Origin of the sequence: Bifidobacterium subtile, assembly GCF_000741775.1 — a bacterium.
GTDB lineage: Bacteria > Actinomycetota > Actinomycetes > Actinomycetales > Bifidobacteriaceae > Bifidobacterium > Bifidobacterium subtile.
The window spans coordinates 158,196-170,667 of record NZ_JGZR01000005.1 but is presented as its reverse complement, the minus strand read 5'-3'; the positions used below and the strand labels follow the sequence as shown (position 1 = coordinate 170,667).

Here is a 12,472-nt window from a genome sequence, read left to right as displayed (position 1 = left end):
ATTCTTGCCTCGCGCCGCACAGGCATCGCAGTGCGTTTCCGGCATGATCCACCCGAATATGTCTAATGAATTTTCGTGGACGGCGCAAGACAAGCGCAAGCGGAGAGGCAAATGGGTCCCCTCGCGAATCACGAAACCGTGCAGCCTCCGCATGCCGGGTCGAGAAGAGACGTGGAGTCCTGCTCATAGGATGGTGCTATGGATAGGAACGGGAATGAAGCCGATGATGGCTTCGACGAGCTGATGGGCGGCGCCGCAGGCGAGACCGGCCTGGACGGCGATGGCGATGCGTACGGCACTTCCGCGGCAAATCACGATTCAGACGATTCGGACATGCCCAATGCCCCAGCCGATCCGGAGAAGCACCGAGGAAGGCGCTCGACCGCCGTGCTCATCGCCTTCATCGCGGCATTCGCGGCGATCGCCATCGCAGCCGGCGTGGTGGTGGTCCGAACGGTGAACGCGCGTCATGCCGAAGAGCACGCTTCGGCATTATCGGCATGCGCCTCGGCGCGCAAAGGCTTCTCGATCACGTACACTTCCTACGCTCCCACGATGGCATCGGCGGCGAAGCTATCGCGCACGCCGGACGATGAGGCCAGTTCGCCCTATCTGGTCAAGCAGCTGGCGGATGTCATCGCGCCTATGAAGGACGGCGTGTCCCCGCTGAATATGAGCGAACTGAGCAAAACCGCCTGCTCGCCGAATATGAGCACGGCCGACCTGCGTGCGCTGGCCGACAACTTCAGCAGCGGCGAAAGCGATATGGTCAATCGCATGATCAGCGTGCAATACCAGGCCGAAGCGGTCAAGAGCACCATTGCGGGCAAACAGCGCGAAAGCGTGGGCGCACAGCTGGATGCGCTGGTCGTCAAGGCTCGGCTGGCTTTTACGCGCAGCGCCGGCAAGGTCGACGATGCGCAGCGCGGCGCATTGCAGACGGCGGCCGATCAGGCCGAAGCCGCGCATAAGGATACGGGATCGGCCAATGCATTGCTGCAAGATCGACTTGCGTCGCTGCGCTCGGCATATGACGCAGTGGTCGCAGGCCTGCCAGGCGACTGCCATTTCCACCCCTGCGTCGCGCTGACCTTCGACGACGGGCCGAACAAGCAACTCACGCCGAAACTGCTCGATGTGCTGCAGCGCAATGCCGCACCGGCGACCTTCTTCCTGCAAGGGCAGTTCGTCAACGGCAGCAGCGTCGGCATCGTCGCGCGGGAGGCGGCGCAGGGCCACGCGGTCGGCAGCATCTCATGGCGGCATACCCAGCTGCATGCGATGTCGGCTGATCAGCTGAAGAAATGGTTCGACGACACCGATCAGGTGATCTCCTCGGCCAGTGGCCAGCCGGTCACTCTGTTCCGGCCGCCGGATGGTGCGTGGAGCGACGCGGTGCGCTCGCAGGCGGCGGCCAGCGGACAGTCGATGATTCTGTGGAGCGTCGATTCGCAGGACTGGCGTGACATCGACTCCAAGAAAATCGCTGATAACGTCGTCAACGGGGCGTCCGACGGCTCGATCATTTCCCTGCATGACGGGAGGCAGGCCACCATCGATGCGATGCCCGCGATTATCGACGGGTTGCGTGCCAAAGGGCTGCGCATCGTCACGGTGCCGCAGCTGCTGGACGGCGACTTGAAACCCGGTGGCGTCTTCTACTCACTTGGTGATACGACAGACGATTGATCGATAAGTCGGCCGATATGCAGGCGGCAGCTGCATGATCGACGTGGCAATGCTGAAGTGAAGCACGAGGCAACGCGGTGATGTCCCCCGGAGACGTTGTCTCCTCGAAGGCGTTGTCCTCTTGAAAGAATAGGTTTGAGCCATGAATTCCACAGCACTTCGTATGTCAACTCTGTTCCTGCGCACGCTGCGCGAGGACCCCGCCGACGCCGACGTCGATTCCGCGCGTCTGCTGCAGCGGGCCGGCTATATCCGCAAGGCCGCCCCCGGCATCTGGACCTGGCTGCCGCTGGGCCTGCGCGTCCTGAACAAGATCGAAAGCGTGGTGCGCGAGGAGATCAACGGCATCGGGGCGCAGGAGGTGCACTTCCCGGCGCTGCTGCCGCGCGAGCCCTACGAGGCGACGCATCGCTGGGAGGAGTATGGCGACAACATCTTCCGGCTCAAGGACCGACACGAGGCCGACTACCTGCTGGCTCCCACCCACGAGGAGATGTTCACCTTGCTCGTCAAGGACATGTACTCCTCGTACAAGGATCTGCCGGTCACCTTGTATCAGATCCAGACCAAATACCGCGACGAATTCCGCCCCCGCGCAGGCCTGGTGCGCGGCCGCGAGTTCATCATGAAGGACGCGTACTCCTTCACCATCGACGAGGAGGGGCTGCGCAAGGCATACAACGACGAGCGCGGCGCCTACGAGCGCATCTTCCGGCGGCTGGGCGTCAACTACGTGATCGTGAGCGCGATGTCGGGGCCGATGGGCGGCTCGCAGTCCGAGGAGTTCCTGGCTCCGCTGGCCATCGGCGAGGACACGTTCGCGCTCGCCCCTTCGGGCAAGGCATGGAACGTCGAAGCGCTTACCACGCCGAAGCTGGACGACCTCGACGTTTCGCAGATTCCGGCCGCCGAGAAGCGCGCCACGCTCGACGCCAAAACCATCGACGGCATGATCGCGCTCGCGGATGCGCGCTATCCGCGTGCCGATGGTCGCGCTTGGGCCGCGACGGATATTCTCAAGAACGTCGTCATCGCGGTCAAGCATCCCGACGGCGGCGAGGACGACAAGCCGTGGCGCGAGGTGGTGGCTATCGGCGTCCCCGGCGACCGCCAGGTTGATATGAAGCGGCTCGAAGCCCAGTTCGCGCCCGCCGAAATCGAGGAGGCCAACGAGGCCGATCTCAAGGCGCATGCTGAGCTCGTTCCGGGCTATATCGGGCCGATGGTGCTGGGGCCGCAGGCCAAGGCCGCCGGCATCGAGCATCCGGTGCGGTACCTGATCGATGCGCATGTGGCCAAGGGCTCCGCATGGTTCACCGGCGCCGACGAGAACGAGGTCGACTATTACGATCTGGTCTACGGGCGCGATTTCGAGGCGGACGGCGTTGTCGAGGCCGTCGAGGTGCGCCCCGGCGATCTGAGCCCGGACGGCTCGGGCCCGCTGAGCCTGGAGCGCGGCGTGGAGATCGGGCAGGTCTTCCAGCTCGGGCTCAAGTATTCCAACGCGCTGGGCCTTAAGGTGCTTGACCAGAACGGCAAGGCCGTGCCGGTGTGGATGGGCTGCTACGGCGTCGGCGTCTCCCGCGTGCTCGCCTGCATCGCCGAGGCGCATCATGACGACAAGGGCCTGGCATGGCCGGTCAATATCGCGCCCGCGCAGGTGCATGTCTTGGCTACGGGCAAGAACCAGGAGGCGTTTGAAGCCGCCGAAAAGCTGGTAGCCGAGCTGGAATCGCGCGGCATCGAAGTGCTCTATGACGACCGCCTCAAGGTCTCGCCCGGCGTCAAGTTCAAGGATGCCGAGCTGGTCGGCGTGCCGCTGGTGGCTGTCGCCGGCCGCGACACGGTGAACAACGGGACGATCGAGATTCGCAACCGCGACGGTTCCGACTCGGCGGCTGTGCCGGTCGCGCAAGCTGCCGACGTGCTGGCGGAGCGGGTCGGCGCGCTGCGTTGATGCCGATGGCGCGCATACGCTGACCGGCAGCCTTGTAGTGGCTGTACTGCGTGTTGCGCGTACTCGTGGGCTTCGTGTACTCGTGGGCTCGTGTACTCGTGTCTGGTGGCTCGTGGCATGCGAAGAGGGCGACGCTATTTGCCTAGCATCGCCCTCTTCGTGCTATGTATCCCCGCCGCAGATGACTATTCGTCTCCCTTGCGAATAGTTTGACGCACGGCAGGGGGGGTGGGAGCTTCGTATTGCTGCGTGCTGCGCCGGCCTGTTCATCGGTATTGCTGTTGCTGCGGGGTGCATGAAGTTCGGCACAGAGCATAAAGATCTTTTGCCTATTTCAGGGAGGCGCGTTGTCATCATAGAATGATTACGGCCCCTTAATACAGGACCTGAAAGAAGGCAATGATGCAACAAGTTACTGTGCTGGGCACTGGAGTGCTCGGCTCCCAGATCATTTTCCAAGCGGCGTACAAGGGCAAGGACGTCGTGGCCTACGATATCAGCGATGATATGCTCGCCAAGCTGCCCGAACGCTGGGAATACCTTAAAAAGGCCTATCGCCACGATTTTCCCGACGTCACCGACGAGGCGCTCGATGTCGCAGTCTCCCGCATTCGCTCGACCTCCGATCTCAAGGATGCGCTCAAGGACGCCGATATCGTCATCGAATCGGTTCCGGAGCGTCTCGATATCAAGCAGAGCACATGGCGCAAGGTGAGCGAAGTCGCTCCTGCCAAGACGGTGTTCTGCACCAATTCCTCGACCTTGCTGCCCAGCAGGATGGCGCCGTTCACCGACCGCCCAGACCGCTTCCTCTCCCTGCATTTCGCCAATGAGATCTGGAAGAACAACACCGGCGAGGTGATGGCGCAGCCGCAGACCGATCCCAAGGTGTTCGACAGCGTCGTTCAGTTCGCCGAGGAGATCGGCATGGTGCCGATCCGCGTGCGCAAGGAGCAGCCCGGCTATGTGCTCAACTCGATGCTTGTGCCGTTCCTGAGAGCCGCAGCCGATCTATGGGTGCGCGATGTCGCTTCGATTGAGGACATCGACAAGACCTGGCGCATCGCGACCGGCGCTCCGCTCGGGCCGTTCCAGTTCTATGACCTCATCGGCATGATGACCCCGTACATGCTCAACAAGGACAGCAGCGACCCTGTCAGTCGCGAGTTCGCTGAGCGGATCAAAACCGAATACATCGACAAAGGCCGGTTGGGCAAGGGCGCAGGGCACGGCTTCTATGACTATGAGTGAGATATAGCGGGCTGCAGGTTGTGGATGGGCGTCGGCTGCAGGTGCAATTCAGTTTAGTAATTGCGCTGTGGTCGACGCCCATGCAATGTGGATAACTCGATATTGTCCACATCGTATCCACAACACGCCGGATTCGTAGCCTTCGACCACATGACCCGTTTTCGGTTGCAGCGGCTTGCCTCCAGACTGCATAGTGGAGTCACCGCAGGGAGCACGGCTCCGGCTGATGCCAACGGACATAGCAGTCGTCTCATGTATTCCCTGTACGACGGGCATCCCTCGTCGTGATTCCTGCGGTCCAACGACTGCGGTCCAACGACGAATGGAGGAATCATGGCACAGCAGGGGATAATCACGATCACCGGCTTCGTAGGCGCGAACCCGATCGGCTTCGGCCGGGAAGGGAAAACCGGCGGTTGCTCGTTTCGCGTTGGCTCGACGCGCAGCTATTTCCATGCCGCGAGCGGGGAGTGGAAAGACCAGCCCACGACTTGGATGACGGTAAAAGCGTTCCGCACGCTCGCTTTGAACGTTCTTGCCTCGGTGCGCAAAGGGGACCCGGTCATCGTATCCGGGCTACTGAACACCGAGGAATGGCAGCAGGACGGGAACAACCGCAGTCGCATCGTCATCGAAGCCAGCGCCGTAGGGCACGATCTGAGCCGTGGCGTCGGGTCCTTCCAGCGGCAGAATTCACAACGTGGGCAGCCCGGGCAATTGTCGGGTCAGACCGCGAGCCAGCAGGGGCAGAATGCGCACCAGCGCAGTTCGGATGACCAGATGAATGCGGCGGGTTATGACCGTCCGCCTGCCAATGGTTCCTATGCTCTGGCTCACTCCTCCCAGACAGTTGGCGGGGACGCCGGCATCGCGGGACAGCCTTCGGACGAGTCGATGGAAAATGGCGGAAATCCGGGCGGCGGCGGTTTTACGAATAATGGCGTAGGCGAGGACCCATGGAGCGTCGTCGAGAAGCAGACTCCTCAACGCGAGACGCAACATGATGGTGCCGCGGTCGAACTTGGCTTTGGCGTTGCGGAAGTCTCGGCGGGCGGCGATGGAGGGCAGAAACATGACAGCGAAAACGCCAAGGCCGGCGAACCTCGCAATGCTGAGGGATTCGCCGGCCCTGAATTCTAAGCTGCGGAAGTCACCAGATATGCACGCGCTGCTCAGGATCGAGCCACATGCGGTTTTCGGGATCCACGCCGAATGCCGTGTAGAACAAGTCGACGTTGCGCGTGATGCCGTTCGTGCGGAACTCGGCAGGAGAGTGCGGATCGATCTGCAGATACTGTTCGGCGAGCTCGTCGCGCTGCGTCGAGCGCCAGACGGACGCATAGCTGAGGAAGAAACGTTGCAATCCAGTGAATCCGTCGATTCGAGGAGCCTGTTCGAGCGTGCGCTCGATAGCGGCCTGCGAGCCGTCAACAGGCCGTCCGGCAGCCTCATCAAGCGCGAAAGCATAGGCCTTCAGCGCGATGTTCACGCCGCTCAGATCTCCGATATTCTCGCCGATGGTCAGTGCGCCGTTGACATGAGGAGCCTTGCTCGGATCATCCGCGTACTTGTCGGCCAGCTGGCTGGGCACGAAGCCGTTGTACTGCTCGATCAGCCTGGAAGTCAAGGCCTCGAAGTTCTTGCGGTCCTCCGCGGTCCACCAGTCGTTGAGTTTGCCGTCGCCGTCGTACTTGCTGCCCTGATCGTCGAATCCGTGGCCGATCTCATGGCCGATAACCGAACCGATGCCGCCGTAGTTCGCGGCGTCCTCGGCCTGCGGGTCGAAGAATGGGGGCTGAAGAATGGCTGCAGGAAAGACGATGACGTTCAGCGAAGGCTCATAGTAGGCGTTCACCGTCTGCGGGTTCATCAGCCACTCGTCCTTGTCGACCGGTTTGCCGGCCTTGGACAGCTGGTAGCCGGACTCGTAGAGCGAAGCGGCGCGCATATTGCCGATCAGCCCGGCGTCGTCGCGCAGATCCAAGGCGCTGTAGTCACGCCAGTGCTGCGTGTAGCCGATTTTCGGCGTGAATTTCGCGAGCTTCTCAAGCGCCTTGCCCTTGGTTGCCTCACCCAGCCAGTCGCTGTTCGCAATCGAGACGCGGTAGGCCGCGATAAGATTGCCGACGAGCTGTTCCATGCGTTCCTTGGAGCTTTCGGGGAAGTGACGTTTGACGTATTCGCGGCCCACGTCCTCTCCGCAGATGCCGTTGACGAGGGAAACGCCGCGCTTCCAGCGGTCGCGCTGCTGCGTGGTGCCCGAGAGCACCTTGCCGTAGAAATCGAAGTTCGTCTGGTCGAAGTCATGGCTAAGCATGCCTGCCCAGCCGATCAACGTGTGCGCCCGCGCCCAGAGCTTCAGATCCTCAAGGTCGGCGGAATTCCAGAACTCGTCAAGCCCGGTCAGGAAGCTGGGCTCATGCGCGATCGTGTGCTGCAAGGCGGCGATCATATCCACATGCAGACTGCGAGCGGCGGCTGTCGCATCGTAGGTTTCCTGCCAGGCCTTGGCCCACGCATCGACGTCGAAATGCTGCAAGGCAGCGGACAGCGCGGCATAATCAGTGGGGTTGTATGTCTTCTGAGAGTCTCGCGTGGCCACATTGTCCCAGTGCTGCGCGGCTATACGAGTCTCCGTGTCAAGGAATCGCGCGGCTTGCTGCTTGGTCTCCTGCTTGTCGCCATAGCCGGCCAGCAGCAGCTGCCTGGCCACCATCTCGGCGTACTGCTCGCGGATTGGCGCGTAGCGCTCCTCCCGGTAGTAGGCTTCGTCGGGCAGGCCGAGGCCCGACTGCTCGATATGAATGATATTCGTATCCGGGTCGCCCGGGTCTCCGTAGATGCCGATGCCGAACAAGTCCGGGCCGCCGACCGGATTGAGCGAGCCAAGCAGACGAGTCAGATCCGCCTTGTCTGCGACGTCGTCGATGGCCTGCAGGTCCGCCTTGATCGGTTCGATGCCGTTGCGTTCGATGGTCTGCGTATCGCAGAAGGAACGGTACAGCGCCTGCGATTTCGCGGCCGGGCAATGGTCGTCTTCCAGAATATCGCGAATCTGCTCTTCCGCATCCTGCGCGAGCTTGTCGAAGGAGCCGAATCGCGAACGGTCGTCGGGCAAGCGGTACGTGTCGATCCACGGGCCGTTGACATAGCGGAACAGGTCGTCGCCGGGTTTGATGACTGAAGAGAAAGAGGCCGGGTCAAGGCCTGAAATCATAGCTGTTTCCATGACCTCACCCTATCGGCGTTCGGTGACAAACCGCGCTGTCGACAGCGGCTTTGCGGCCGATAAGAGGGTCGGAGCCACGCCATATAGTGTGGGTGGAGGAACTGCTCATCCGCAAGTGGCGGACGGGCGGGAACAAAGAACGGAAGGTTGAATCATGTCGGATTTCATCAATAACCCAGCCCCTGATTCGAACGCTGCGCCTCAGCAGCCGGTGAACCCGTTCAGGCTCATTGAAGAACAGCTCTCGAAGGAGGCGACCAACGCGGTGCGCGGAGTGTACGGCGTGGTTGGCGTCGCCGCAGTTGTCCTCGGCGCGGCGCTGCTGTTCTGGCCGGTGAAGATATTGTCCGTGATGGCCATCGTGCTGGGCATCTATTTCGTCGTATCGGGCGTTATCCGCATCGTCAGCGCCATCGTGGGTATGGGCCTGCCTAGCGGCTGGCGCGTGCTGGATATCTTCGTCGGACTTCTGCTGGCCATCGGCGGCGTCGTCATTCTGAAGAACGCCGCTCTTTCGGGGGCGGCCGTGGCAGTGCTCGTGACGATGACCGTGGGGCTGGGATGGCTGATCGAGGGCATTATGGCAATAGCCGAATCCTGGCGTGCGCCGAGCTCGGGCTGGGCTGTGCTGTATGCAGTCATTTCGATTATCGCAGGCATCGTGGTTTTGGTTTCCCCGTTCAGCTCAACGGCCTTCCTCATCCTTTTCTCCGGCATTTCGCTGATTGTCATGGGCGTTTCCGCAACCATCCGCGCCTTCGTCTTCGGCAAGGCGAACAGGGCCAAGAAAAGCTGATAACGGCACGGGGTGCTGGGCAGCAGCGCAGGGAAACTGCAGGGTTGTTGTTGGGCAGGCGAAGTAGGGTGAAGGCATGATAGAACTGAAAACACCTGCGGAAATCGAAGCGATGAAACCCGCCGGCCGATTCGTCGGTGGCATCCTCAAAGAGCTTAAGGCCATGACGAAAGTCGGCACGAATCTCCTTGAGATCGACGAATTCGTCGCCAAGCGCATTGCCGACCGCAAAGGCGCCGAATCCTGCTACGTGGACTATGCGCCCGATTTCGGCACAGGCCCCTTCGCCCATTACATCTGCATCTCGGTGAATGATGCGGTGCTGCATGGCGTGCCCTACGATTACAGCCTCAAGGACGGCGATCTGGTTTCGCTCGATCTCGCAATCAGCGTGGATGGCTGGGTCGGTGACTCGGCCATCAGCTTCGTGGTCGGCAAGGACGCGGACCCGGAAGATCTGCGTCTGATCAAGTGTACAGAGGATGCGCTCGTGGCGGGCATCGCGCAGGCGCAACCGGGCAATCGCCTGGGCGATGTCTCCAACGCGATCGGCGACGTCGCGCGTTCGCAAGGCTACCCGATCAATCTCGAGTTCGGCGGCCACGGGGTAGGCCACATCATGCACGGCGACCCGCACGTGGCCAATGATGGCAAGGCGCGCCATGGGTATCGCCTGCGTCCTGGCCTGGTCATCGCCATCGAACCATGGTTCCTCAAAACCACCGACGAGATCTATCAAGATCCCAAGGACGGCTGGACGCTGCGTTCGTCCGACGGCTCTCGCGGCGCACACACCGAGCACACTATCGCCATCACCGACAATGGCCCGGTCATTCTTACCACGCGTGATTAACGCATGACGCCGCGGGACTATCCGTGCGCGGCACGCAGTTGAATATTGAACAACCGACTGCTGAGGGCTTGGGGCCGAGAGGCCCGAGTTTCAAAAAACAGCGCAGAGCATCAGACCGATCAGGCCAATTAGGCCATAGGGGTGGTCTGTTCACGTGAACGATGACCAGCGGTTTTGAGACTGCTGCAGGCGGGCTGTCGCACATGCTGCGTCGGCTCGTCTTGCGTTTTCCCTGACATTACCGGCGATTCACCGCAACAGGCAGCCGCCAAGCCATGAGCCTGTTTACCGAACCGCGTATCTTGGTCTGCTATTATGACCTTCCCGGTACCCGTATACGCGGGTCTCGCCTCCGACGGGCCGGCATCGTCATGCCAGCTGCCGGGACACGCCACATGTGCCCCGATGCCGCCGCGAGCAGCCGGATCGATCCGAAAGGGGAGCGCCGATGGCCATAGCCGAGTTGGATGTCGACACCAATAAGTTCACGCTGCCAGTAGTCAAGGCCACAAATGGCCCGGATGGCATTATGGTCTCCGGATTACGCAATGACGGCTGGGTGACGCTTGATCCAGGCTTTCTCACCACAGCGCAATGCGAATCGAAGATCACCTACATCGACGGCAACAATTCGGTCCTGCGCTATCGCGGGTATCCGATCGAGCAGCTGTGCGATCAGTCGGACTTCCTAGAGGTCGCATGGCTGCTGCGTTTCGGCGAGCTGCCGACGCAGGAGCAGTATGACAAATTCAGCTCGGCCGTGAACCATCGCACGATGGTGGGTGAGGATTTCCGCACATTCCTAGGCTCCTTCCCGCGCGCCGCCCACCCGATGAGCGTGCTCGCCTCGGCGGTCAATGCGCTGGCCACCTTCTATCCGGATACCACGGATCCCAACGATTCCGACCAGCTGGACGAGGCTGCGACGATCATCATGGCCAAGGTGCGCACGATCGTGAGCTACATCTTCCGCCGTCGGCGCGACGAGCCGATGCTCTATCCGGACTATTCGCGCGGCTACGTCGACGACTTCTTGCGCATGTGCTTCGCCGTGCCCTACGAGCCGTTCGAATCCGATCCGCTGTACGTGCATGCGTTGGGCCGGCTGCTCATCATTCACGCCGACCATGAGCAGAACTGCTCGACTTCGGTGGTGCGCATCGCGGGCAGCGCCCAGGCCAACCTGTATTCTTCGATCGCCGCAGGCATCAATGCGCTCTCGGGTCCATTGCACGGAGGCGCGAACGAAGCCGTGCTGCGCCAGCTCAAAGCCATCCGCGACAGCGGCATGAGCGTCAAGGAGTTCGTCGAGAGCTCCAAAAGCGAGGGGCGGCGCATTTCCGGACTCGGCCACCGCGTCTACAAATCCTATGATCCGAGGGCCGCGATCGCGCGTCAGTATCTTGAGCAGCTGCTCGCACGCGAGGACACGCTCAAGCTCTCTCAGGAGGAGCGAGCGCTTTTCGACGTGGCCACCGAGCTTGAGCAGATCGCGCTCAGCGACGACTACTTCGTTTCACGGCACCTGTATCCGAATGTCGACTTCTACACGGGTTTGATCTACCGCGCCATCGGCTTCGATCCGGCCATGTTCACCACGCTGTTCGCCTTGGGCCGCATCCCCGGTTGGATCGCGCAATATCGCGAGATGCGCACCGATCCCGAAACCAAGATCGGTCGCCCCCGCCAGGTCTACACCGGCGAAGGCGAGCGCGACTACATTCCCATGGAGGAACGGTAGCCGCATAGCATATAGCGCCCGTTTTGCAGCGCTAGCTCATGCCTGTTGGCACGAAAGAGCCGCTGACCACTCGTCAGTGGCTCTTTCGCTCCATGAGCACCGGTAACTGGCACGAATCAGCCGATGAGCAGCCGGTAGCGGCTCTTTCGTGCCAACAGTGCCGGCTAGTGGCACGAATGTAACGCTGAGCGGCGGGTAGCAGCTTTTGCTCCAATTAACTCTTGTGCAGCGGAACGCAACGGACGTCAAGGATTTGCAACGGCCGAATGAGATGCGTAAAGAATAAGTTTGCAAAACTTTGATTGTAAATGTATTATTGACATATGGTTGATTTGTTAACGCAAATTGCGACATCGTTGCGTAAGGATGTGGACTCGCTTCTTGCTGCACCAGTGTTTGAAAATAGCGATGGTGAACTGTCTCAAGTCCGCGCTGCCGCAGCAGTGCAGGCTAAGACTGGTCAACTGGTCGCTACGGCTGTGCAGAACGCGCGAGGCGCGGGCTATACGTGGCAGCAAATCGGCGACGCGCTCGGCGTTTCGCGGCAGGCGGCTTTCCAGCGATTCGGCAAGCCGATCGATCCGAGAACAGGAGCAGTCATGAATACCGCGCCTTTGCCTCAAGCCGTTTCGATAGCCGAAAGCATCATTGACGATCTGGCTCATTCGCGATGGGAGCTGGTAGTCCAGCGTTTCGACAGCGTTGTCGCTCAGCGGCTGAATGCTGAGGGTCTGGCTGCCGCATGGGCGCAGGTAATCGCCACTGTGGGCGCTTTCGACCATCACGGCGAAGTCAAGGCCATCCGCGCCGTCGATGTCACGATCACCAACACGCCTTTGGCATTCGAAGCCGGAGACTATATCGCGCGCATCACCTTCCATGATGACGCCAGTATCGCCGGGCTTTTCATCCTCAATCCCGAGGTTGCACGATGACCCAGGATTCCTGCGAGCCTG

At 61.2% G+C, this 12,472-nt stretch carries 8 protein-coding genes and 1 pseudogene; 8 read left to right on the top strand and 1 reads right to left on the bottom strand.

The annotated features are described in order from the left end of the window. Nucleotides 1–198 precede the first annotated feature (198 nt). From BISU_RS11535 to ssb, 4 genes are all read left to right on the top strand, one after another. On the top strand, nucleotides 199–1,689 hold the full coding sequence (locus BISU_RS11535; protein ID WP_024463430.1) for a polysaccharide deacetylase family protein: 1,491 nt from the start codon (nucleotides 199–201) through the stop codon (nucleotides 1,687–1,689). 142 nt (nucleotides 1,690–1,831) lie between these two features. Further along, nucleotides 1,832–3,646: a proline--tRNA ligase gene (locus BISU_RS04310; protein WP_024463429.1), complete on the top strand. Its 1,815-nt coding sequence runs from the start codon at nucleotides 1,832–1,834 to the stop codon at nucleotides 3,644–3,646. Nucleotides 3,647–4,045: 399 nt separating this feature from the next. Further along, entirely contained in the window at nucleotides 4,046–4,897 is an 852-nt protein-coding gene (locus BISU_RS04305) for a 3-hydroxyacyl-CoA dehydrogenase (RefSeq protein WP_033502867.1), read from the top strand. A 333-nt stretch (nucleotides 4,898–5,230) separates the two neighbouring features. Next, nucleotides 5,231–6,037, top strand: coding sequence for a single-stranded DNA-binding protein (gene ssb, locus BISU_RS11530; protein ID WP_051246041.1), 807 nt, complete (start codon nucleotides 5,231–5,233; stop codon nucleotides 6,035–6,037). A gap of 10 nt (nucleotides 6,038–6,047) precedes the next feature. Here the strand turns inward: ssb and BISU_RS04295 are convergent, their stop codons facing one another. Further along, nucleotides 6,048–8,126, bottom strand: coding sequence for a M13 family metallopeptidase (locus BISU_RS04295; RefSeq protein WP_024463426.1), 2,079 nt, complete (start codon nucleotides 8,124–8,126; stop codon nucleotides 6,048–6,050). A 214-nt stretch (nucleotides 8,127–8,340) separates the two neighbouring features. Here BISU_RS04295 and BISU_RS04290 point away from each other — a divergent pair. The 4 genes and pseudogenes from BISU_RS04290 to BISU_RS04275 form a co-directional block, all read left to right on the top strand. Continuing rightward, nucleotides 8,341–8,922, top strand: a pseudogene (locus BISU_RS04290) (HdeD family acid-resistance protein); the annotation flags it as partial. A 76-nt stretch (nucleotides 8,923–8,998) separates the two neighbouring features. Then, the gene (gene map / locus BISU_RS04285; protein WP_024463424.1) at nucleotides 8,999–9,775 is read left to right on the top strand and encodes a type I methionyl aminopeptidase; all 777 of its coding nucleotides are present in this window, start codon (nucleotides 8,999–9,001) and stop codon (nucleotides 9,773–9,775) included. 448 nt (nucleotides 9,776–10,223) lie between these two features. Beyond that, the gene (locus BISU_RS04280; RefSeq protein WP_024463423.1) at nucleotides 10,224–11,516 is read left to right on the top strand and encodes a citrate synthase; all 1,293 of its coding nucleotides are present in this window, start codon (nucleotides 10,224–10,226) and stop codon (nucleotides 11,514–11,516) included. Between the two features lie 323 nt (nucleotides 11,517–11,839). Then, entirely contained in the window at nucleotides 11,840–12,451 is a 612-nt protein-coding gene (locus tag BISU_RS04275) for a DUF3887 domain-containing protein (protein WP_051246039.1), read from the top strand. The last annotated feature ends 21 nt before the right edge of the window (nucleotides 12,452–12,472 follow it).